The organism is uncultured Photobacterium sp. (genome assembly GCF_947502415.1).
In the GTDB taxonomy this organism is placed as follows: Bacteria; Pseudomonadota; Gammaproteobacteria; order Enterobacterales; family Vibrionaceae; genus Photobacterium.
Genome location: NZ_CANMZV010000007.1, coordinates 174,393 through 197,737 on the forward strand (window position 1 = coordinate 174,393; position 23,345 = coordinate 197,737).

Sequence of the window (23,345 nt, forward strand, 5' to 3'; positions counted from 1 at the left end):
TGAGTTTCTTGACACCGATTTGTTCTGGTTTTCTGTTGGCTGATCGTTTTGGGATCAGCCAACAGCTTACGTCCCGGATTAATGTGGCGTACGATTGCCAAACAGGGAAAGAAGTAGTGGTTAAGCAGGCTCTGCGCGAGCAATTGCAACGTGAGTGGCTCTGTTTAAATCAGTGCTGCTCGCCTTATGTCATCAAACCTATCGAATTCCTTCCGGAGCCGTCGTTGCTGGTATTGCCTTATCTGGCCGGAAGGAGCCTATTGTCTTTTACCTCAGAGCAGTTGACGTTGTTCCTTTCTGTTATTCCACAAATTGCTCGAGCGGTTGATTATGTCCACTGGCAGGGGTGGGTTCACGGTGATATCAAGCCATCAAACTTTATTTATAACCCGGAAACAGAGCTGGTGACTTTGATTGATTTTGGTGCGGCCCAGCTTATTGGTACAGCGCATGCCGATATATCAAGCTGGCAATTGACACCGGGCTTTAGTTCTTCTCAGCGTTATAGTGAAAATCATAAGGTAGATGTAACGGATGACTGGTATGCATTGCGACAATGGCTTGTCCAGCTGGAGAGCCAGAAGATGTCTTTCAGGCAAAAACGGGAGCTTGAACGATGGATTAACTGGTTAGATAAGAAGTTAATAAATACAAATAAAGCCTGATATGATCAGGCTTTATTTGTATTTATTAGGAGAACAGCAGAAGAGAGCGATGAATGGTTAACCGCCGATCAGTACTGTCGGCATACCCATAACGATGACCCCGCCGTGGGCGGTGGTATCGCCCATACGAGCAGCCGGTTTATTATTGATTAATACGGTAGCACTGCCTTTTACGACACTGTCGGGCGGGCCGACACAGACACAGATTTGTCCCAGGGTGGCGGCGGGTAAGTTACCGATCAACACCGTAGATGGGAGTGGTAATAGCGGTCCGCCTACATGGGGGATGGGTACGACAGCTGGTGTTTGCATCGGGCAAACGTGCATGTCTGTGGCTCTGGCTGCAGGAAACATGGTTATTCTCCTATCTGTCCGTTGCCACCCTGGGCAATATTTAATCCCATCGCCAGGTAGTGTTGGTAACGCTTTTCGGCATCGGTGCCATCAGGCATTACCGCGGAAAGGTTTATTGCTCCGGCGACGGCATGGGAATATAGGTGCTCCGGCGGCGGCACTACCGGAGCATCAATGCCGGTCATACTGCCACCGCTCCAAAATGCGGCCTGCGCAACCCAGCCCGCGCCGCTTTGTAGGTCGGCTTTAATAGCCATTTGCTCAGCAAAGCGACGAGATGTTTCATCCGGCGTGTGGACCCAGGCCTTGGCAGATCGGATTGCATTCGCTTCGTCATCGTTCCAATTATCACGGGTTGCTGTACAGCAGCAGGCCCACCAGACGGCTTCCCTTACTGGTAGGGCATGGGCAATAAAGAGAACAACATCATTGAACAGCTCGGCATCAGTAGCGGCTTGGATTAAAGATGCAGGATCGATGTACTGTTTTGCTAGAGTGCATATATCGTCACTGGCTTCGTAGAGGCTCAAGATATTTTCAGCTTTCGTGTGTGGAATTTTTAAATAGCTCATTAGTTTACCTTGGCAATCGCCCCTTGGATCTGCACCATGGCACCAGCTTTGACCTGGGTCATCGCACTGCCGTTAATACCAACCATTGTGCCTTTGATATCCGTTTTTGCTTTGCTTTCGATGGCTACCATCGTGGCCTTCATACTGGCTTTGCCTTGTCCGTCGATTGAGACTTGTGCACCAGAAATTTTCACTCCGCTTTGGCTGAGTTCGATGCTGCTACTGCCGACAGAAAGTTTGATTTTATTTTTGCCTTTGAGTTCGATGGACTGACCATCGATAACAACGTTGGAACTGGCACTAATTTCGGCATTCTTGCCAGCATTGGCACTGATAGTGGTATCAGATTTTAGTGTCAGATCTTTCTTGGTTGCAATGTTGAGATTATCCTCGGTCTCCAGGCTCATTGCTTCTTTGCTTTTCCAGCTTGCGGTTTTTTCAACCTCAAGAGTTGCTAGCCCTTTTACTGTTTGTTTACTGTTATTTTTGACCGTGATGGTGAGGTCTTTTTCTGCTTGGAGGAAGATTTCCTCTTTGTCTTTCTTATCCTCGAATCTCAGTTCGTTGGCAGTACTGCTGTTGCCATTAGGGGTGGTTCGGGTTTTGATTCCGCTTTGGGTTGCAGTACTGTACGGCGGTTTATTTTTGCCGTTATATATCGAGCCGGAAACAACCGGTCGGTCGGGATCTCCATCAATAAAACTGACCAGAACTTCATCGCCTATCCGTGGAATGAACTGAACGCCGAACCCGTTACTCGCGACTGCTTGTGCAACGGGGATCCAACAGGAGCTCTTTTCATCTTTCTTGCTGTCTTTATCCCAGTGGAAATGAACCTTTATTCGACCAAATTTGTCTTGGTTGACTTCTTCACCGCTAGGGCCAGTAACTTCGCCACTTTGAACGCTGTATAGGCGTGGTTTTTCGATAAAAGCCGGACGACAGACGATGTTGGCAGGCAGACAGCGGAAGTGGTTTTGATATTCACATTTCAAACCGCCTTCATTGGCCTGAAAGTAGTGTTCGGCTTGAGTGATAATGAACTCTTGGTTGAATTCAGATTCGGCGTGATCGGTGAGGGAAAAGCGCAGTCCTGCACCCAGCGACGCTATTGATGACTGAGCATGCACCTGGACTTTCTGAGCGTCGAGGCTTTCCATTTGCCGTTTAGCTGCATCGCGGATAGCGTTTTTGTCGCTATTCCCCTGGCCAAAGAAGTGTTGGCTCAGTGCATTGTTTTTTACTGTTGCCGTGGTTTTTCTGTCGCCGCTTGATAGGCATTCGGCTAGTTCTTCACTGTGATCGGCAAGAGAAAGTTTGCTGGTACCTAGCTGATTGCGGTAACGCCATCGGGTAATGGCAAAGGTTTTGTCTTTGGCTTTGGTGATAAAAGGAACACTACTGTTTGCGGCTTTGGAAAAGTCTTGGTTATTGTCGCCAATAACGATGCTCGGTTGGCTGCCACTATGATCGCAATGGTAATGCCATCCCTCACTAGCCAGCATCCGCCGCAGGAAATCAAGATCGGTTTCATTGAACTGGATACAATAAGTGTGCTTTATGCCTGCGCCCCTTACCGATAATTTAAAGTAACTTTTTAAGCCTGAATCCGATAAGACCTTTTCGATGATCTGTTTGGTATTCATATCCTGAAAAGCCCGGCAGGAAGTGCGGAAGGCAAAAATAGACAGTGGATCAATGGCTTCTATCCGGTAGGTATAGAGCTGTTTGTTGACGTCAAAATCCAGGTTTTCAAGTGATGAAATCACCCCGAGGAAACGACGAACTTCTTTTCGATTTCCTTCCGTTCCAGGTGAATAGCGGACGTCGAAGACTTTTCCGAGAACTTTATTTGAAATCTTGTCAGCAGAGACTAATGTAGCCAAATAGTCTGAACGTTCGGAAATCTGCTCTGTTACCTTAAGCTCAGTTACAATGTAATGCCCCTTGCCATCTAATTTGGCGAGTATTGGGCGTTGTTCTTGTTTATAGTCCACCGCTGACATATAGGTTCTCGTCGTTATTATACCGATTTGATTAATTCAGCACTTCTTTATGCCGGTTACGAGGGTATGTTTTTTATAAAAAAAACAATGCAACTTGTTGTGTTAGAGGCGTGATTAATCGTATTGATTATACCGTTAAAATACCTTTAACACAGCTCAGATGACTTTGATATGAACAGTTTTAACGGCTAGTTGAAGCGTTTTTTTGTAGGGATTTTGTCGAAACTTCTTCAAGCCATGTCGTGAAGCAACTAATAGCCGCGTTATGGTGGTGTGAAATAAGGTAGTAACCGATAACCAAGTCGTATCCGGTTGCTTGATGATTAACTAAATCACCTTCGACAAAGGTGCAGATCTTGATTCACTGGTATTGCGGATAGAAATCCCGAAGTCTGGGGACCAGCCATTTGTAGGCAAGAAGCCGGATATCGACCCTAATGGTTTGGATGTATACCGTTATGCCGGCTAGCCACTTACTCTAAATGGATATTGTCGGGAGGTTAGCAATTGCCTTTTTTCGCCTGGCCTGGAGGGCAGAACTTGCTCTTGCCGCTATGATGTCCGCCATCGTTGGTTGTAGCTCTGATATTGACGCCATCCACTTCGCCTTCGACATGGGTAAGCTGGCAGCCGCCAAGCAATAAGGTGATAAGAAAAGCGCTAAAAAAAGTGTATTTTTTCATGGTAGTTAAGCCTGTCCGTTGTCCGATATCCCTTGCGAGTATATTAGTTTCTATAGTGGGGAATGTTAGGTGAAAGTCAGAGGAAAATAATACTCAGTAGAATCTGTAGTAAAATTTAAGGGTAAATAGTTTTTTATGTTGCTATGAATGAATTGGTATCATTCTGAATAGAAAGAAATTTTCAGTTTGATTTCAAATGTTAGGAGGCCGTGATGAAACGAGTCTTTTACATTAGCGATGACTTAGACGACCTGGAGCTGGTGGAGTATGAGTTGGAGTTGAGTGGTATTGGCTCCCCTCACATCCATGTGCTCAGTGACAAAGATGCTGAGGTTGCCAGCCATCAAAATCTTCATCCTGTGAAATCCTATATGCGCAATGATGTTATCCATTCGACCGAAATTGGTGCTGTAGTGGGTATTTGCGTCGCTGCTTTTGTACTTATATGTGCTTATCTTACCGGCCTGACAGAAGCTGTTGGTTGGGTTCCGTTTGTGATGTTAGCGATAGTTATGCTGGGCTTTACTACCTGGGAAGGTGGATTGTTTGGTATTCAGGAGCTGCATTACCAGTTTCATCGTTTCAAACACGTCCTCAAGTCCGGCAAGCATGTACTGATGGTGGACGTGGAGCCAAGCCAGGAAATGACTGTGGCCAATGTGACACTGGCCCATGATAAGTTGAAGCCTGCGGGTACAGCCAAGGCCCCCCCCCAATGGGTTGTTGCGGCTCAAAATGGCTGGGAAAAAATGAAGCGTACATTGTCGTAGCCTATATGAATTTGTCTACTGGCGGAACATGACAGAAAGCCATAAGTTAAATATGTAAACTATGACTTAAGCGCTCGGGGGGCTAAGAAATTATTCACTCGCTTACTTTGGGTGCCATACTTTTATCGCAACACAGATGCTGTGGCTTAGCGATTACAAGGTACGAGCATTCAAAGTAAGGAGTAAACAGTGAAGAATATATTTGTCTTAGGTTCGGATGAGTTTAATTTGTCACTGATGAAAACGCTGGCTTCTGCCTCAGACTATTGTTTTCACGTACTGTTTGATTACGATGAAGTGAGAATGGGTGTGGGGCAACCTGTCCCCATACTTTATAAAGACGGTTTGGCAAAGCTGAAAAGCTTCCCGGGTAGTGTTGATGCGATTGTTGGTTATTGGGACTTTCCGGTAAGTACCTTGCTGCCTTTGTTGTGCCAGCCATTTAACTTGCCATCCCCTTCTTTTGAAGCCCTGCTTAAGTGTGAGCATAAATATTGGAGCAGACTTGAGCAACGCCGGGTCATACCTGAATACATTCCGGACTTTTGTGTTGTTGACCCCTTTGGTAATGACCCTGGCCAACAGATATCCCTTCCTTTTCCATATTGGCTCAAACCGGTAAAAGCTGCCTCTTCTCAACTTGGTTTCATGGTGCGAAATGTAAGTGAGCGGCAGGCTGCTATTGAAGAAATACAACAAAAGATAGCCCGCTTTGCTGAGCCGTTTAATTACTTGATGCAGTTTGCTGAATTACCGGATGAGGTGAAAGCGGTTGACGGTAACTACTGTATTGCTGAAGCCATAATTTCTAATGGGCAGCAATGTACTCTGGAGGGGTATGTTTATCATAGTCGTTGTTGTGTTTATGGCACAGTCGATTCCATCCGTGAAGGGGAGCATAATTCCAGCTTCTCGCGTTATCAGTATCCTTCCACACTACCACCACATATCCAGCAGAAGATGATCTCAGTTACTGAGCGTTTTCTTCAGCATATTGGTTTTGATAATGGTCCTTTCAATATTGAATATTACTGGGATAGCGAGGCTGATCGTATCTGGTTGCTTGAAGTTAATGCCCGGATCTCTAAATCACATTGTCCGCTGTTTAATTCTGTCGATGGGATGTCTCACCATCAGGTCATGCTGGATTTGGCGTTGGGGAAAGAGCCTGATTTTCCTCACCGGCAAGGACCATTCCGTTATGCAGCGAAGTTTATGTGGAGAGTGCATAGCGATGCTGTTGTGGTCAAGGTTCCATCTGAGCAACAAATACAGGCTGTTATCAGAGAGTTCCCCGGCTGCGAAATTAAACTGCATATTCATGAAGGAATGCGTCTGTCTGATTTGATAAATCAGGATAGTTATAGCTATGAGATTGCTGTGGTGTTCATTGGCGGGGATAGCGAGCATGAATTGCTGGAAAAGTACCATAATGTTAAGCAGGCACTGGATTTGGAACTAAGTCCTTTGCCATGCAGTATGCCACGCGATGAAAGAGAAGGAAAAAGTGATGGCGGTTGTCGAGCAGTTTCCACATAAGATTCAACACATTGAGCATACTTGGATCCCCATGCCTGATGGTACTCGTCTGGCGGCTCGGATCTGGATGCCAGAAAATGCAGATGCCCAACCTGTTCCAGCGATCCTGGAGTATATTCCTTATCGTAAACGAGATGGTGTACGCCTGCGTGATGAGACTTTCCATCCTTATTTTGCCGGGCATGGTTATGCTTGTATCCGGGTTGATATTCGCGGTAGCGGTGATTCGGAAGGCGTGATGACAGACGAGTATTTACAGCAGGAGCTGGATGACGGGGTTGCCATTATTGACTGGTTAGCTCAACAGCCTTGGTGTGATGGCAATGTCGGGATGATAGGGATTTCTTGGGGAGGTTTTAACGGGCTCCAAATCGCTGCCATGCAGCCAATTTCCCTTAAGGCTGTCGTTAGTGTCTGTTCGACGGATGATCGCTATGCCGATGATGTTCACTATATGGGAGGCTGCCTATTGGGTGATAACCTTTCATGGGCATCGACCATGTTTGCTTATAACTCTTTGCCGCCGGATCCTGAGGTTGTGGGTGAAAAATGGCGTGATATGTGGTTTGAACGTCTTCAGGGGAGCGGATTGTGGCTTGATACCTGGCTACAGCATCAGCATCGCGATGAGTACTGGAAACATGGTTCAATTTGTGAGGATTTTTCTCAGATCAATGTTCCTGTAATGGCGGTAAGCGGTTGGGCTGATGGCTATAGTAATGCCGTGTTTCGTCTGCTGGATAAGTTGAGTGTGCCACGGATGGGATTGATTGGCCCCTGGAGCCATAAATATCCGCATATTGGTGTACCGGGTCCGGCAATCGGCTTTTTACAGGAATGTCTTCGTTGGTGGGATAAATGGTTGAAGGGGATAGAAACCAACATTATGGATGAACCCATGCTGCGTGCCTGGATGCTCGACAGTATGCCGCCATCAACCTTTTATCATCAGCGCTACGGGCGTTGGGTTAGCGAACCGACCTGGCCTTCATCAAATATCGGGGAACAGACTTTTCTGTTAGCGAAATATCGTCTGGAGGACGAAGTTCAGAGCGTTCCCGAAGAGAGGTTGGTATTACAATCGCCATTAAGCACCGGATTGTTTGCCGGAAAGTGGTGTTCTTATAGCGCCACACCGGATCTGCCGCATGATCAGCGTGAAGAAGATGGAGGGGCTTTACTCTTTACCAGCGCTCCGTTGGAAGCACCGTTAGAAATACTGGGAGCCCCGGTAGTTGAACTGGAATTGTCAGCCAACAAACCTGTCGCAATGCTGGCGGTTCGGTTGTGCGATGTTCATCCAGATAACAAGAGTTCCCGAGTGACTTATGGCCTGCTGAATTTAACCCACAGGGACAGCCATGAGCAGCCGACACCACTTGAACCCGATAAGCGTTATCGGGTTAAGGTGCAGCTTAATGACGTTGCTCAAACGTTTCCAATTGGACACCGTATCCGGCTTTCGATTTCTTCTACCTATTTCCCTCTGGCCTGGCCGCCGGGCGAACCGGTCCAACTTTCAATTTATACCGGTCATGGTCGTTTATGCCTGCCTGTCCGCTCTCCGCGAGAAGAGAACGTATCGTTTGAACCGGTTCAGCAATCAGCCAGTGGCGCCAAACAGCAGCTGAAGGAGGGGCATCATAACTGGCGGGTGATAAGAGAGCTGGATAAAGACTTATCAACCCTGGAAGTGATTAACGACAACGGTACTTATCGGCTCGAAGACATTGACATGGTGGTTAACCGCGAGGCCAAAGAGTGGTACTCCTATCAGTGTGATGACTTTCAGTCACCGAAAGGACGGACGGAATGGCGATGGGGATTTGAGCGGGGAGACTGGTCGGTTGAAACTGTTACACGAACGCTGCTGCATTGTGATGAGTCCTACTTCTATCTGGATGCAGAACTTGATGCTTACGAGGGTGAGAAGCGAGTGTATTCACATAACTGGAACTTACGTATTAAGCGCAATTTAGTGTGATCTTTTGAGTGGTTGATAGGTGGGCACAAGCTTTGGGTAATGGCTATCTCTAAATTTAATGTCTCAGGCAAGCTCTTATGGCGCTAGAGGACTTAGGGTAGGAGGATTCACGGTGAAAGTTAAAACATTGAGTGGTACTGAGGTTGACCTGTCTCAGCAAGAGCTGGATGGATTGAAATCGAGATTAAATGGGTTAATGATTTTTGCCAGTGATTCTGAATATGAGGACTCGCGCACGGTCTGGAATGCGATGATTGAGCATTATCCCGCGTTTGTCGTTCGGTGTATCGGTGCAAGTGATGTGATGACATGCGTACAGTTTGCACGTGAACATGATTTACTGCTTTGTGTAAAAGGTGGAGGTCACAATATCGCAGGACTGGCAACTGTCGACGGAGCTTTGATGCTTGATATGTCTCTGATGCGCGGTGTGTGGATCGACACCAAAGCAAAAGTTGCTCATGCCCAGGCCGGCTGTCTACTCGGAGATGTTGATCGAGAGACACAGGTACATAATTTAGCGGCGGTACTGGGATTTGTCTCACGAACCGGAATTGCCGGCCTCACCTTGGGAGGCGGCTTTGGTTACCTGACACGGCGTTGGGGCTGGGCATCCGATAATGTGGTGGGGATGGATGTCGTGACTGCCGAAGGTCAATTAGTTCATGCGAGTGAGCAGGAAAACTCCGATCTATTTTGGGGGCTCAGAGGCGGAGGCGGAAACTTTGGTGTCATAACCGGTATTGATTACAAACTCTATCCCCTGGGATCAGAGATTATTGGTGGGCCCGTCGCATGGCCAGCCAGTGAGGCTCCTAGCGTATTGAAGTTATATCGAGAGCTTACTGAAAATGCACCACCGGAACTTACCCTTGCATTGTTATTGCGTCTTGCACCTCCGGCTCCTTGGTTGCCAAAGGAATATCACGGTAAGCCTGTTGTCATTATGCTTGCTTGTTATAGTGGTGATCTTGAGCAGGGAGAAAAAATTGTCGCGTCTATCAAATCACTGGGTAATCCTATCGGCGATATACTGACACGTAGGCCCTATACGCAGTTGCAGTCATTGCTTGATGCAACGCAGCCTAAGGGGCGTCGCTACTATTGGAAGAGTGAATACCTTCCTGCTGTGGAAGAGGGTTTATGCCAGAAAGTAATGGAGCATGCAGACAAGATTCCATCGCCTTATTCGGCCGTTATTTTATTCCATTTGGCAGGAGCACTGAATAAATTAGAAGATGAACATTCGCCAGTCGGTAATCGCAATGCGCATTTTGTACTCAATCTTGCCGGATCCTGGGAAGATGAAAACGATGATCAGCTGAATATAGATTGGGCAAGGCGGGCCTGGGAAGATATGAAATCTTTCTCTACCGGAGGGACGTATATTAACTTTTTGGTTGAAGATGAAGGTCTTGAAAGAATGGAGGCTGCTTTGGGCAAAGGGTTAAAACGTCTTTCAGAGATCAAGGCCAAATGGGATCCTGAAAATCTTTTCCGTACCAACCGCAATATCAAACCTTACTATTGAATTTTTGTTTTATCTTAGTTTGAGTGGAGAGGAATAGACCATTTTCTCTCCACTCAACTGCTCGCTGCGGAAAATTACGTAACTCACCTAAGTGGTGAACTATTTTGATTTTATACCAATCAGCATAAATACTTGAACTTTATATTACGAAATCATCTGAATTATTACTTATCCCGGCAGGTATTAATCTAAAAACAAACTAATTATTTAATTAATTAGTGCAACTGAATCTGCCTCCTCTATCGCTACTAAATTTGCCTTCAGCATCCCAACCATTGATAAAGCCCTTACAGGCAGCATATCGAACATCTCCAGTTTGCCATTTGTAGTCTTTTTCATATCCATCAAGGACAAACATCTGTGTATAATACTTATTCCAATCACTTTTAGTTTGACCGCACCGCTTACCATTAATTTTTCTTGTTGTTGAGCACCACGCAACTGTAACTTTATAATTACAGCTATTTTTGAAGTAAGTTTTATCTCCATCTTGTTGTACATTAATACAACCCATAGCGCTTTGTCCTGCCAGTGTTGAAGCAGAAAACAATACGCTTAGTGCTACAACGAAACTAGTTATATATCTGGACATTGTAATTACCTCATATCTATAGAAAGTAATGAAGCGTTAAGTACAATTGCAATTCGATGACCTTACATTTGTTCTAACTGATTCGTTGTTTCCTCCATCCACTCTTGCATAAACTCTCTATCACTGGCAGTGCAACCCGTGAAAAAAGCGAGGATAATTACGAAAAGTATTAGTTTTTTTGACATCATACATACCTCCTTTTTAAAACAAATTGTATCCTCTCTATTTGTAGTACCTAAATTAAAAGGATCGTATATCGTTAAAATCAATTGAATTTCTGCGACGAAATCGAATTAAGGCTTCATTTACTATGATGTTAGGTGGGCTGAAAAAGAAATACATCACCCGCATGGGGGATAAGTTTATGAAAGCTAAGAATCTGAACTTATATCTCAAATGTCATTGAAGTATGCGTTATATGTCGAATGTATATTCATCGATTATATTCAGCTGAAATGTTCTCGGGGATAAAATCACCATTGTGATTGCATGTTCCAATTACATTGGAACATGCAATTGTTGAAGTGTAATATTGCCATAAATCAGCCACTAAGTTTAGTGAGCTCTAGGATCATATAATGAACGATTTAGAACTATTAATTAAACTGCACATCACTCAATATCGTCAGGGGCCTGGCGGGAAAGAAGAAACGCTGCTTGCGGCTCGTCTTGCCGGTCTGAGCTCTGAGCAACCCTTTAATATTGCTGATATCGGTTGTGGCACCGGGGCGTCGACAATTGAGTTAGTAACGCACTTTGATTGTTCCATTCAGGCTGTAGATTTTCTTCCTGAGTTTATTGAAACGCTAAAATGCAGGGCGGTGCAGGCGCAGGTTGGCGACAAGATCACGCCGATAGTTGGCAATATGGAAGATTTGCCTTTCGAGGAAGAATTTTTCGATGTGTTGTGGTCTGAAGGCGCTATCTACAACATGGGGTTCGAAAAAGGCATTAGCGAGTGGCGCAAATACCTCAAACCGGGCGGTAAGCTGGTGGTTTCTGAGTTAACCTGGTTAACAGAAGAGCGGCCGGAGGAGATTACCCGTCATTGGGCTAGCGAGTATCCGGAAGTGGCACCCGCAGCAGTAAAAATAACTCAGCTGGAAAAGCACGGCTATAAGCTGCTGGGTTATTTTCCGTTAGGTATTCATTGTTGGTTGGAAAATTATTATCAGCCGCTACAAGCCCGCTTTGTATCTTTTATGGCGGAACATCTAGACAGGCCTGAAGCTGCAAAGGCGTTGGTAGAGGAACACCTGGCTGAAATTGATCTGTATGAGAAGTACAAAGATTTTGTTAGCTACGGCTTCTACATTGCTGAGAAGGTGTAGTTAGGAAAGTATAGCCAAAAAAGCTGATTCGTCATTTCATCAAAATGAATACAAATAAAAACGGAACTCACCAGGTTCCGTTTTGTTATTTTGTGGTTCGTTTTGAAATAAATGATATAACCAGATCTGACAATATGGCGGTGATGAGTTGGCTCTATATATCACCACTTGTAGGTGAGGCCGAAATTTACACCTTGCTCATCAGGTTGAAAGTAGCCGGTATAAGCCAAATATTCAGCCGAGAGGCTTGTGTTGTCTCCTGCATCGTAAGAAATTCCGATTCCCCATGATAGGCCATCATCTGTGTCAATATCACTCCACCCTATAAGCATGTAAGGGCTGATTACAACTGGAATTGTTGCTTTGCCGTAGATGCCAGTTAGGTCAGAATCCCACCCCTTTGCAATGCGTGCTTCGGCTGCTAACACTTCCCCACCATATCCAAGCGTTAGTCCTGTTACCTGGTCAGAATCAACAAACCCACCGAATATGCCCACATAGGGTGTAGCGCTAACAGTGAATGTAAATAGTGTTGTTAGTAACAGTATTTTCATGAGGAACCCCTTCAGCAAGAATAAAACAGGGTAAACCTAGCTTATTAAAATATAATCGAATGTAGCATCAAAGATATGTAAAGGATTTCTAAATCTAATAACGCTTGTATTGTTAATAATAGTAAAATGATTATGATGTTTTTACTTAATGTTGCTTCTAATCTGAAGTTAGCGTCATTGAGAAAATAATTATTTATAATGTGTGTGTAATTTAGTCTAATCTGTTGAGAGCTATATTAAATTAACTTCGCTATACCAACTATTATGACTTTGTTCTGTCGTTCTTTAAGCTTTTCGATTTTGCGCTATTCGCTTTTATCGGATGAACCTTATCTCCCAAACAAACCTTAATTTGTTCGCCATCTAAGGTTTCATGTTGTTCCAGATCCTGAATTAAGATTTCCAGTTGTTTCTTGTGGCTTGCAATTAAATCTATTGCCTGTTTTTCAGCTTCTGCGAGGAATGTTTTTACGGCTTTGTCGACAGACTGGGCTGAGCTTTCGGAAAAGTGCCGCGGTTGGGCGATTTCTTTGCCTAAAAACGGGTGTGATTCGCTGTCGCGGAGATCGACCGGGCCAATCTCTTTCGACATGCCCCAGCGGGAAACCATGGCTCGTGCCAGCGCAGTGGCCTGAGCAATGTCATCATCGGCACCGGAACTGATGCTGCCAAGCATGACTTGCTCGGCACTGCGCCCGCCCAGTATTACTGCCAGTCGCGCTTTTAAATAGCCTTCAGACAGGGTGTAGCGTTCATACTCAGGTAGCTGGTGGGTAACACCCAGCGCCCGTCCCCGTGGAATAATGCTGACTTTATAAATCGGGTCGGCGTCAGGCTGGAAATAAGCCACAAGGGTGTGGCCGGATTCGTGGACAGCAAGGCGATGGCGTTCGTCGGGCTGTATTGCCAGAGTACGTACGGTGCCCAGCATCAGCTTGTCTCTGGCTTCATCAAAATGCGCCATGCTGACCTTGGTGGATTTATCTCGGGCGGCAAACATTGCAGCTTCGTTTACCAGATTTTTGATATCAGCGCCTGAGAAACCGGGTGTGCCGGCGGAGAGTTGCTCAAAGCTGACATCGTCATCCAGTGGCATTTTGTGGGTATGGACTTTCAGGATGGCAATGCGGTCGTTGCGATCCGGCAGTTCCAATACTACATGGCGGTCGAAGCGGCCGGGGCGTAGTAACGCCGGGTCGAGCACATCAGGGCGGTTGGTTGCTCCCAGCACGATGATGGCTTCATGGCCGCTGAAACCATCCATTTCGGCGAGGATTTGATTCAGGGTCTGTTCGCGTTCGTCATGGCCGCCACCGAGTCCGGTGCCCCGGGTACGGCCTATGCTGTCCAGTTCGTCGATGAAGATGATCGCCGGTGATTTTTCTTTCGCTTCCTCGAATAAATGGCGGACGCGCGAGGCACCCACACCCACGAAGACTTCAATAAATTCAGAACCGGATATGGAATAAAAACGGACTCCGGCCTCACCGGCCAGTGCCCTCGCCATCAGAGTTTTACCGGTGCCCGGAGGCCCCATCATCAGCACACCACGCGGCACTTCAGCTCCGAGCTGGCGAAAATGGCTGGGATGTTTTAGAAATTCTACCAACTCGGCCACTTCTCGCTTGGCTGAGTCTTGTCCGGCGACATCATCAAAGGTGACATTGGGAATGTCGGATTTTCGCGGTGAACCGCGAAGGAAAGAGTCCAGTTTACCTTTGCCGCCGAGCCCGCCTGTAATGTTTTGCTGAGCTCGGTTGATGGCCCAGAACCAGAAGGCAATAATCAGTATCCACGGCAGTAAGTTTAGCATAACCAGCCATAGCCCCCTTTCGTCGTCCGGCGGAAGGACTTTCAATTCGATGCGCTGTGCTTCAAGGGCGGGTAACAGGTTTTCGTCGCCAATATCGGGAATGCGGGTCTCGAAATGTCGGCTTAATTTTTTTTGTGGGCCAATGGATTCTTCCTGCAATAGCGATATTTCTGCTTTACTGCCCTTGAGAGTGACAGAAGCCACTTTGCCCTCACTCAGTAGTGCTTTGAATTCGCTGTAGGGAATGCTTTTCGATGGAGTCGTATTTGAATCTTGCGTTAGCAAAAAATAAAACATGATCAAAGCAAAAACGAGAACCGCATTGATGATCCAGTTCTGGATGTCTGGTGTTTTTTTGGGGTCTTGAGGTTCTTCTGGCATCTACGTTCCTGCCTGGTAGCCAAGGTACTGTGAGCGGCATACACGGTCATGCTATGCCTTGGCTTAAATGTAGCAGGCGCAGACGGTGTCACTTGTCTGAGATTTGCTAGGCGCCTTTTGTTAACCTCTCTGTTCACTGAAAAACAGCTCTCTTAGCTGAAATATATAGTCGGCCTCGCTGGCCATTAGGACAACAAAGACAAGTAATACCAGCGGCGGTAGGAAGATGGTGTAGACCAGAGTCAGCCTTTCCCACAGCATGTGCATGAAAATACTGGCGATTAGTCCGGCTTTGAGTGCCATGAAGATCAGGATCCAGCGTAACACGCCTTCAAGGTGGAAATAGTCGACGAAGTGCCAGTAGAGACCTGCGATTTCAACAAATTCGTAATTCCCGCTGCGTTTATAATTACCCCGCCAGACTTTGGCGGCGACGATCAATAGGTACAGAACCCCGATGCTGACATGGAGACCGTGAAAGCCAGTGATCATAAAGAAACTGGAACCGAATTGGGCCGCGCCTTCTTCATGCCCCACGGGCGTACACTTTAATGCATAGCCACGCAATTCAGAATAAGCATAGTCGTGCTGACACTGAGCTGCCACGGCTCACCAAGTGGTTGCCAGTCAGTGAGGGACATCCGGGTCTAATCCGAGCGGGTTTGTGGCGGTAACGAATCACCATCCCTGAAAAACGTGTGATGGAAATGAACCCCAAAATATGAATTGTTGTTGCTTACTATTATTAATCATCAATTAGCTTAGCGGAGTAACTAATACCCCGCGAGCAACAATCTGGTTTTAATACACGGCTTTTATATGAAAGGGTGAAAACAGTAGATATCCGTTTTTGAAAACATATCGAACTATGGGCGGTAAATCACAAAACTATTTGATGCAAATAAGAGAACGTTCGCTATTGTTAAAAAATACACTCAAAAATCTGACTGTTAGGAGTGGTATGTGGCAGGAGCAAGTTTATTAACGCTATTAGATGATATTGCGACCGTACTGGATGATGTAGCGATAATGAGCAAGGTTGCAGCGAGAAAAACCGCGGGTGTGCTGGGGGATGACTTGGCACTGAATGCACAACAGGTGTCGGGAGTCAGGGCTGAACGGGAAATCCCGGTCGTTTGGGCGGTGGTAAAAGGTTCGTTTCAGAATAAGCTGATTCTGGTTCCGGCAGCATTACTGATCAGCGCGATCGCGCCCTGGCTTATCACCCCGATGCTACTTATTGGTGGTTTGTTTCTGTGTTATGAAGGCGCTGAGAAAATAGTCGAGAAATTGTCTTATCATTCCCAACTCGAAGACTCGGACTTTCTGGAGGGGATGGATGAGGCTGAAGATCTCGTCGAGTTTGAAAAACAGAAAATCAAAGGCGCGATTCGAACCGACTTTATCTTGTCTGCCGAAATTATCGTTATCGCCTTAGGAACGGTACAGGGAAATAGCCTGGTGACTCAGCTCCTGGTTATCAGCCTGATTGCGGTACTGATGACGATTGGTGTCTATGGTTTGGTCGCAGGCATAGTTAAGCTTGATGATCTTGGGCTATACCTTGTTAGAAATAATCATGTTAGTACGATGAAACATGCAGCGGGAAATGCTTTGATTAATGCTGCTCCGTATCTGATGAAAACGCTTGCCGTGGTAGGCACCATTGCGATGTTTCTGGTTGGCGGCGGGATTGTCGTCCATAGTGTTCCAAACTCCCACGAACTGGTTCATCTCCTGACAGAGCGAACAGCGATGATCCCCGGTGGTGCAGTGATGCTTCCGGCATTACTTAATGGCGTGATTGGTGTGTTAGCCGGCGGCATGGTTCTCGGTACACTTTCTGTTCTTAGCCGAATGAAAGCGGTAGCTAAATTGCGATCTTGAGTTGGTTTTTGATGCTATATAACCTCTTTTTATTATAGGAGTTATGTTACCGATGGATTTGGTATTAATATAGCCGGGTTATGTTGCCTGATGAATAGAGAAAAATAATGAAAAACGCCCTGCTTGCGACGACTTTTGCTGCCATTTTGAGTGTGTCGAGCTTTCATGCAGTTGCTGAAACAACCCCGGTGACTTTTCAGGATATTCCTGAAGTGATGTCTGAGTTCTATTCTGCCAAGGTGTTTCGTAAAAAGGCGTTAACTTACGGTCGTTTGCCACACCCACGTGAAATCGGCCGTATTCTTCCTAGCTTTGTAGCTGATGAAAATGGTAAACCAAAACTGGAAACTGAAAATGTTATCGCCTTTGGAGATGTGATTACGCGTAACCCTGAACCTGTCAGTGGTGCAGTGTTCAACGAGTGGTTAGTGCCAAAGGAAAAATGGCTGGAAACTTACGGTGAACTGCCGAAGTTGATGCGCTTTATGCCCTTCCAAAAGAATAAAACCATAAAGGCGATACCTATCACTGATGAGATCTTAGCATTGCTCGGTAGTTCGAATGGTGAAACTGCGGTTATTGCTGTTGAGTGGAACGAAGCGGGGATGACTGTTTACAAGGATGGTTACCTTACGGATGGCGGTTATGGTATCGCTCCGGAAGAAATGGCTAAGACCTACGAGAAAATTGACTAAAATAGTTCCCCGCTATTTATAACGGGGAGTTCGGTAGTAAACTCTCGCATTTACGTTGTGTTTATTAGGTATTGCTCTTCTTTGCGGCTTCTTTGGCTTTTAAGTAAGCATCAATCGCGCAGGCGCCTTCATGGTTTTCGTAGCCTGGCGCATGAGCCCGCCATTTCAGATCCACATTCACAGCAAGAGCCTTGAACGGATCGACCCACTGTTGCGTGTAGTCGGAAAATGCCTGACGGTAAGTATTCAGCAGGTCGCTATAGGCCGGGTCGGTTGCCAGGTTGCGGGTCTCTCCCGGGTCTGTGACCATATCAAACAGTTCTTCCCCACCTTCCTGGTAAACCGTGTATTTGTGGGTTTTGGTGCGGTACATCCGTGCCGGTTCTACTGTCATTTCGCGGCTGGTATACCACTGGCTGACCACGGCCTCGCGCCAGTCTGCAGGCGTTTCTCCTGTCAGCAGAGGTAGTACACTGCGTCCATATAAACCTTCAGGTGCCTCGATATCGGCATAGTCACATAGGGTTGGCACTAGGTCGCAGAGTGAAACCAGTTCGTCGTTCTGCTTGCCCTCAGGTATTCCTGGGCCGGATATGACAAACGGAATATTGGTTGTTTCTTCATAGAAGAAGTTGAATTTGGTGACCAGACGATGGCTTCCCATTCCGTCACCATGATCGCTAAAGAAGATGATCAGGGTATTGTCGGCAGCATCAGATTTTGCCTGGGCATCGAGAACCCTGCTAATAGAATCATCACCCATTTTGGTGTAGTGGTAGTAGGCAGCCAGATACTGGCGGTAATTCAGCTCGTTCCAGTGAGCCGCCTGGTGCATCCGGTGGTGTGTACAGCACAGATGCTGGATTGCTGGTGGCCGTTCGGTAATGGCATCCAGGTTTTCAAAGTTGTTGCGCAGGGGCGGTAGTGGGCCCAGACCCGGGATATCACCGTGCGGGCCATCAAAGGCGCCTACCCAGCCACAGATGTTGTGTGGGTTATTAAAGTCGACGGCCATAATGAAAGGCTTGTCATGCTTTTTCTGTAAGTACTCAACGCTTTTTTGTTCAGCGTAAACATCTTCCCGCGAGTCATAGTTAACAGGAAAAGCCTCTGGAGCATCAATATCTATCTCAATCTGCTCGCTGCATTCAAACCCTTTGAGAGAACCGAAGTCATGGCGTTTACCAAAGTGGACAGCTTCGTATCCGGCTTGAGTGAACAGTTCTCCAAGCGTTGTCATTGTTTCCGGAATGTTCGGACTGTTGTTGCCGTGCACGCCGTTCTGGTGAGGTAGGCGTCCGGTCCAGAATGAGGCTCGGGAAGGTCCGCAAAGTGGGTACGCGCAATAGGCTGAATTAAACCGGGTGCCGCTACGTATGATTTTGTCGATAGACGGTGTTTGTACCTCTTTGTTGCCATAGCTACCGATAGCATGGCGGGAAAGCTGGTCGGCACTGATGAGCAGGATATTTTTTGGTTTGCCTTTAGGTGTGTTCTGGACTGCGGTTTCTGCGTCCTGACAACCGGTAAGCGCTGCAACGGCCGTCGTTGTTGCGGCAGCTCCTGCAATGCTTTTGATGAAATTACGTCTGGTGATGGACATGAGATTGATTGCATCCTTGTATTTAGAGCATGTTAGTTCAGTGAGTACACCTTGAAATCATCAATGCGTAGGTGGCTCTTCCAGGTCCTAAAGCCAAACTTACCGGATTTGAACTGCTCTTTATCTTTGATTTCATAAAGTTGTTTGTCGTTTGCAAACACCAGGATCTTGTCATCGAGATTGACGATTTTGATATTGGTGTGTTTGTTTGGCACATTCATGAAATCTTGTTCGTTAACGTCATATTCTGGCAGTAGCGGGCGGGTTCCATCGCCTGGATAGCGGCGGAAGCGGGTAGTGCTGTTGTCGTTGGCACCGTAGCCGATGTAATAGAGGCGCATCGGGTCATATTTACGCATGTCACCGCCGCGCCAGGCAGATTTCGTGAAAAAGTCGTTGTTGCCCGGCTCTTGGGCCATCCAGAAAAAGTTAAGATCAGTTCCCCGGTCATTGACTCCGCCGTTAACAACAACCGCCCCGTTGAACTCAATAACAGAAGGTGTCTGGATATCTTCTCTGAACCAGATGGTGACGCCGGCCCCGTCATCAATATCAAGTTCCTGGTTGATTAATGACACCTGGGTTTTGTCTGTTTTCTCTACAACCCATTGCTTCATGTTCTGGTTGAAGTTATCGCTGTAAAGCAATGTGCCTTTTTCGTTGATCAGCGTTTGTGGGTTGATCTGTGTTTGTGGATCATGTGGTTGCGGATCAACAGATGTCGCGGCTTGAGTGAATCCGGCAAAAGCCAGAGCAGCAACAAGCGTCAGTTTTGTCATAGATTTCATCTTTACGTCTACTCTTGTTTTTTTGAGGTGAAGAGATGTCTGCTGCAAAGGCAGCTATTAAAATTTGCTTTGTTCGCGTTTCATATTGAAGCGGTAATGCCATAAAGCTATTAACTCACCGAAAACTAACTTTCGAAATTTTCGGTTGTCGTTTGTTTTCGTATCGTAAGTTAATGAAGTTATTTAAACTAGTGTGGAGATCACAGAAAGGGAAGGTTGGATTAATGATGGGGCTGAAATAATTGGCTTTGAGGCAGTAATAAATATCAGAATATATTTACAACAATGATGAAATAATAAAGAAGCCCCGATGGGAAAAATGTCGATATTGCACTGATAATAATATTTACAGGCTGTATGCCACTTGATGGGTATATAAAAAGGACAAGCTTTGAGTCTTGTCCTTTTTTGAGCGTAAGAGATAAATTATAAATTAAAGCTATAACCAATAATCAGTTTAATTGTTGTTTTATCCGCTTTGTTTGGAATATCTTCTGAAGTCAGTTGGGCAATGGTGTCATCAGGTCGGTAGAAGGACTGTTTGAAGTTAAAGTTAAGTCCTTTTAGCATGCCGGATTTCGGAATATATTTAGCCTCAATGACATGCTCATATTCACTGCCGTATTCGATATCGCCACTGTTTTTCCCTTTTATTGGTGAGTCTGCCCAGTGATAGCGGTAGGATAATTCCAGATCCTGCAATCCAAGATGGCGGAAATCATAAGACAGGCCGACCACCATTGCCTCGGTACCGTCGCGTCGGAAGCCGTGGTAGCCGCCAGTTGTCGGTAACTTTAACCACCCTTTGGCATTACCGAAACCGTAGCTGAAACTACCATTTTTATCCGGGCTATCCAGTGGTGCGTTGATCTTGGTAAAACCGTACCAGAGCGACCAGGCATCATGATCTAGTTGAAACTCGTAGCTTAAAGCCGAGGCATAGCTTTGGAAGTTGGCTAGATCTTTTTCCAGTTCTTTTTGCCACAGATCACCTGCTTCATGGTTGTAATAATATTGCGCTTTCATGAACAGGCTGGTTTGTGGGGCGAGCCCCATTGTGTACCAGGCATCGGTATGGTAGCGGCGCAGATAATCTTTTGCTTCTCCGTAGGCGATTTGGTAGCCGCCGTCGTTACCAAATTTCCGGCGAACACGTGCGGTATACAGATTATCGTAAGTAAGAGGGTTAATGTCGTAATAGTTTGAATTACCTCTTAAATCTCCCATTTTATCTTCATTGCCGGCCATAAAGTCGGTAACAAATGCACCATCAAATAAGTATTCTTGATAGTTCTGTTTCAGCATGATACCGCGGTAGCTGGCTAGCAGGGCATCATCGTGATCGGCGGTTGAAATCAAGCCAACGGTATAGAAACCGTCTCCGATTTTCATGCTGCCGGAGCCCCAGCTGAACTGAATATTGGCGACTGGAAGTTTGCCGTACCCTTCTGATTCATTACATTTGTACTGGCCTGTTCCTGGTTCTTTTCCGGTCCAGAAACAGTCTTTACTCTTAAAGATTTTTTCTCCGGCATTCCAGTTATGAACATCGCCCGGATAAGACGTGTCTAGCTCAAACACATAACCGTAGCCAACGTTGAAGTTGGTTTTTACCGGAGTCTGCCCGATACGGGGTTTACCTGACTTATAGAATAAACCGACAGATTGTCCCCATTCATGTTGGTGGTATATACCTTCAATGTCTTTCGGTGCGTATTTAGTATATTTCTCTGTTGATTTGTAATAGTTGATCAGAGAAACGGTTGTTATATCCCCTGTTGTCAGATCGTCAAAAGTTTGGCTAATAACGGATGTGTGTCCTGCTAGTGGAAATATGGTGAGGTATGTTAGTAAAACAGAAAGTAAAACTTTTTTGGTACTGCTTTTACTACAATCCTTTTCACCTGTTATAGGAAACATTTTTCTCTTCTACTCCGTGTTTCAATACCGAACAACAATTCACGATGGCGAGTGAATATGTTGTCAAATGCGTACTTTTTAATTTTCTATTATTCATCCTACCGCTTGCTTTCGCTTTCTTTCGTGCTGTTTGTCACGAAAGTAAAAATAAGTGCAAAGTGAAAAAACAAAATCAAGATCACTGAAAAAAGAAAATGCAAAACATAGTATGAAAGGGAATGAAAGTCTTCCTCTTGCCACGAATGTGAACTAAGTCATATTTCAAGGAGGGGATATAGGCGATTTTGATATGTGGATGAGGAAAAGAAAATGGCAGTAGAAAATGCCAGAAAAACAAAGCAGAAGTCTTTGCTCTCTGTTGCTGTGGCGACAGGGTTGCTTTTGGGTGGGGGCTTCCATGCTGCAACTGCCAGTGAATTGGTTACTGACTTAAATAGTTTGACAAGTTTTACGCAGTATCAGCAGGTGAAGACTGCGAATGCACCCCAGGCCGCTGCTCGGATGGGGATTGCCGATAACGCGGTAAGTGGTGGTGCTGATGCAACTGAGGCATACATTATTCGTCGTATACAGGAACAGGCTGAAGGCGAAGATAATGCGGAGCTAAAAGCTTTACTGGCGTCGGCAACGACAGATGCTCAAGCTGCGCGTCTGGCGGGAGAACTGACGCCGGACCAGAGCGGGGCAAATATTTATGGTGTGATTCAGGCGCAGGATTTGTTTACCAATACGCTGCGTAAGCGTACGTCAGACTACATCTTGGGAGATTTTGCCAGAACGTCTGTATGGGCTACCTACCTGTCATCAGACTATATGATGCCGGTGAAGTCTGATGGAACTAACCGTTACGACGGTTTTGACGCGACTTCCTCTGGCGCTGCATTTGGTTTCGAAAAAATATTGTCTGCAGATACCGTGATGGGGGTGGCATTCAGCCAGCAGCAGGTGGATGCAGCAAGTCGTTTGTATAACAACAAAACGGAGATTGATTCCTATCTGGCCTCGCTATACGCCACCACGGTATTGTCAGACTGGTATTTTAGTGGCCGGGGAGTTGTTGGCTGGAGTGCGAATACTGCTCACCGGGCGATTAGAGAAAGCACAGGTTATACCGGCAAGACGGATGCGACGGCCCGCTTCAATAGTCAGAATATCGCCTTGCAACTGGATGCTATGTATCCAATGTACTGGCAAAACTTCGCTCTGCTGCCAACCGTATCGGCTAATTACACCTGGGTGAAGGTTGAAGATTATGCCGAAAACTATATCCGCGAATTTAACAATAAGGGAGAGCCGGAACGGTCTTCCGGATCCCCTGCCGCACTGGCTTACGACGAGCAAAGCTATCAGGAATTGAACCTCGGTCTTGGGCTGGAAGCGTCCTACAGTTTTTACTTTGATTATGGCGTGATCCAGACCCGCCTTGGTGCTGGTGCCTCTTTTGAAATGCTTGATGATGAGCTGACATCAACTGCTCACCTTGTCAGTGGCAGCGAGAAATTTACAGTCGGTGTCGCTGAGCGTGAAGACACCCGTTATCAGGCTTATGCCAGCCTGCTGTGGGAAACCAACGGCAGTTTCAGCTGGAGTTTCAGTGCCGAGAGAGAGTGGGACGACAAGGCGGAAAATATGATGCTTTATGGGCGTGCAGTGTATTCCTTTTAATGATTTGCTGAT

The 23,345-nt window shown here is 46.2% G+C and carries 20 protein-coding genes; 9 read left to right on the forward strand and 11 right to left on the reverse strand.

Annotated features, from left to right (window positions below; translation table 11 throughout):
• Positions 1 to 35 precede the first annotated feature (35 nt).
• On the forward strand, positions 36 to 665 hold the full coding sequence (locus tag Q0852_RS09840) for a protein kinase (protein ID WP_299017765.1): 630 nt from the start codon (positions 36 to 38) through the stop codon (positions 663 to 665).
• A gap of 57 nt (positions 666 to 722) precedes the next feature.
• Here Q0852_RS09840 and Q0852_RS09845 read toward each other — a convergent pair whose 3' ends face one another.
• The 4 genes from Q0852_RS09845 to Q0852_RS09860 all read right to left on the reverse strand — a co-directional run bounded on the left by Q0852_RS09845 (position 723) and on the right by Q0852_RS09860 (position 4,280).
• Complete coding sequence (locus Q0852_RS09845; protein ID WP_299017768.1) at positions 723 to 1,019, reverse strand: PAAR domain-containing protein; 297 nt, start codon at positions 1,017 to 1,019, stop codon at positions 723 to 725.
• Between the two features lie 2 nt (positions 1,020 to 1,021).
• The gene (locus Q0852_RS09850; protein ID WP_299017771.1) at positions 1,022 to 1,591 is read right to left on the reverse strand and encodes a Twin-arginine translocation pathway signal; all 570 of its coding nucleotides are present in this window, start codon (positions 1,589 to 1,591) and stop codon (positions 1,022 to 1,024) included.
• On the reverse strand, positions 1,591 to 3,597 hold the full coding sequence (locus Q0852_RS09855) for a type VI secretion system Vgr family protein (RefSeq protein WP_299017774.1): 2,007 nt from the start codon (positions 3,595 to 3,597) through the stop codon (positions 1,591 to 1,593). Before Q0852_RS09855 ends, Q0852_RS09850 begins: the two co-directional genes overlap by 1 nt.
• Before the next feature lie 500 nt (positions 3,598 to 4,097).
• Positions 4,098 to 4,280 carry a hypothetical protein gene (locus Q0852_RS09860; protein ID WP_299017776.1) on the reverse strand — a complete coding sequence of 61 codons (183 nt, stop codon included), beginning with the start codon at positions 4,278 to 4,280 and terminating at the stop codon, positions 4,098 to 4,100.
• Positions 4,281 to 4,492: 212 nt separating this feature from the next.
• On the opposite strand from Q0852_RS09860, the gene Q0852_RS09865 reads away from it, so the two are divergent.
• The 4 genes from Q0852_RS09865 to Q0852_RS09880 all read left to right on the forward strand — a co-directional run bounded on the left by Q0852_RS09865 (position 4,493) and on the right by Q0852_RS09880 (position 10,104).
• Complete coding sequence (locus Q0852_RS09865; RefSeq protein ID WP_299017779.1) at positions 4,493 to 5,050, forward strand: NAD/FAD-utilizing enzyme; 558 nt, start codon at positions 4,493 to 4,495, stop codon at positions 5,048 to 5,050.
• 189 nt (positions 5,051 to 5,239) lie between these two features.
• The gene (locus tag Q0852_RS09870) at positions 5,240 to 6,589 is read left to right on the forward strand and encodes an ATP-grasp domain-containing protein (protein WP_299017782.1); all 1,350 of its coding nucleotides are present in this window, start codon (positions 5,240 to 5,242) and stop codon (positions 6,587 to 6,589) included.
• Positions 6,540 to 8,573 carry a CocE/NonD family hydrolase gene (locus tag Q0852_RS09875; protein ID WP_299017783.1) on the forward strand — a complete coding sequence of 678 codons (2,034 nt, stop codon included), beginning with the start codon at positions 6,540 to 6,542 and terminating at the stop codon, positions 8,571 to 8,573. The genes Q0852_RS09870 and Q0852_RS09875 overlap by 50 nt, the downstream gene beginning before the upstream one ends.
• A 112-nt stretch (positions 8,574 to 8,685) precedes the next feature.
• Positions 8,686 to 10,104 (forward strand): FAD-binding oxidoreductase, encoded by a 1,419-nt coding sequence (locus Q0852_RS09880; protein ID WP_299017785.1) that lies wholly within the window; start codon positions 8,686 to 8,688, stop codon positions 10,102 to 10,104.
• 211 nt (positions 10,105 to 10,315) lie between these two features.
• Here the strand turns inward: Q0852_RS09880 and Q0852_RS09885 are convergent, their stop codons facing one another.
• Positions 10,316 to 10,696, reverse strand: coding sequence for a hypothetical protein (locus Q0852_RS09885; RefSeq protein ID WP_299017787.1), 381 nt, complete (start codon positions 10,694 to 10,696; stop codon positions 10,316 to 10,318).
• A gap of 578 nt (positions 10,697 to 11,274) precedes the next feature.
• On the opposite strand from Q0852_RS09885, the gene Q0852_RS09890 reads away from it, so the two are divergent.
• A complete protein-coding gene (locus Q0852_RS09890) occupies positions 11,275 to 12,027 on the forward strand; it encodes a class I SAM-dependent methyltransferase (protein WP_299017789.1) in 753 nt (250 codons plus the stop codon).
• A 161-nt stretch (positions 12,028 to 12,188) separates the two neighbouring features.
• On the opposite strand, the gene Q0852_RS09895 is transcribed toward Q0852_RS09890, so the two are convergent.
• The 3 genes from Q0852_RS09895 to Q0852_RS09905 form a co-directional block, all read right to left on the reverse strand.
• Positions 12,189 to 12,581 (reverse strand): hypothetical protein, encoded by a 393-nt coding sequence (locus tag Q0852_RS09895; protein WP_299017793.1) that lies wholly within the window; start codon positions 12,579 to 12,581, stop codon positions 12,189 to 12,191.
• A gap of 262 nt (positions 12,582 to 12,843) precedes the next feature.
• Positions 12,844 to 14,775 carry an ATP-dependent zinc metalloprotease FtsH gene (gene ftsH / locus Q0852_RS09900; RefSeq protein WP_299017796.1) on the reverse strand — a complete coding sequence of 644 codons (1,932 nt, stop codon included), beginning with the start codon at positions 14,773 to 14,775 and terminating at the stop codon, positions 12,844 to 12,846.
• Positions 14,776 to 14,895: 120 nt separating this feature from the next.
• Positions 14,896 to 15,381 (reverse strand): cytochrome c oxidase subunit 3, encoded by a 486-nt coding sequence (locus Q0852_RS09905; RefSeq protein ID WP_299017798.1) that lies wholly within the window; start codon positions 15,379 to 15,381, stop codon positions 14,896 to 14,898.
• Positions 15,382 to 15,738: 357 nt separating this feature from the next.
• On the opposite strand from Q0852_RS09905, the gene Q0852_RS09910 reads away from it, so the two are divergent.
• Together Q0852_RS09910 and Q0852_RS09915 are read left to right on the forward strand one after the other, a co-directional pair.
• Positions 15,739 to 16,662, forward strand: a complete 924-nt coding sequence (locus Q0852_RS09910) for a DUF808 domain-containing protein (RefSeq protein ID WP_299017801.1) — start codon at positions 15,739 to 15,741, stop codon at positions 16,660 to 16,662.
• A gap of 107 nt (positions 16,663 to 16,769) precedes the next feature.
• A complete protein-coding gene (locus tag Q0852_RS09915) occupies positions 16,770 to 17,357 on the forward strand; it encodes a hypothetical protein (RefSeq protein WP_299017804.1) in 588 nt (195 codons plus the stop codon).
• Positions 17,358 to 17,421: 64 nt separating this feature from the next.
• Here the strand turns inward: Q0852_RS09915 and Q0852_RS09920 are convergent, their stop codons facing one another.
• The 3 genes from Q0852_RS09920 to Q0852_RS09930 all read right to left on the reverse strand — a co-directional run bounded on the left by Q0852_RS09920 (position 17,422) and on the right by Q0852_RS09930 (position 21,668).
• A complete protein-coding gene (locus Q0852_RS09920) occupies positions 17,422 to 18,960 on the reverse strand; it encodes a sulfatase-like hydrolase/transferase (protein ID WP_299017807.1) in 1,539 nt (512 codons plus the stop codon).
• A 32-nt stretch (positions 18,961 to 18,992) separates the two neighbouring features.
• The gene (locus Q0852_RS09925; protein ID WP_299017810.1) at positions 18,993 to 19,739 is read right to left on the reverse strand and encodes a DUF6250 domain-containing protein; all 747 of its coding nucleotides are present in this window, start codon (positions 19,737 to 19,739) and stop codon (positions 18,993 to 18,995) included.
• A gap of 435 nt (positions 19,740 to 20,174) precedes the next feature.
• Positions 20,175 to 21,668 carry an OprD family outer membrane porin gene (locus tag Q0852_RS09930; protein WP_299017813.1) on the reverse strand — a complete coding sequence of 498 codons (1,494 nt, stop codon included), beginning with the start codon at positions 21,666 to 21,668 and terminating at the stop codon, positions 20,175 to 20,177.
• 309 nt (positions 21,669 to 21,977) lie between these two features.
• On the opposite strand from Q0852_RS09930, the gene Q0852_RS09935 reads away from it, so the two are divergent.
• Positions 21,978 to 23,333: an autotransporter outer membrane beta-barrel domain-containing protein gene (locus Q0852_RS09935; RefSeq protein WP_299017816.1), complete on the forward strand. Its 1,356-nt coding sequence runs from the start codon at positions 21,978 to 21,980 to the stop codon at positions 23,331 to 23,333.
• Positions 23,334 to 23,345: the final 12 nt, after the last annotated feature.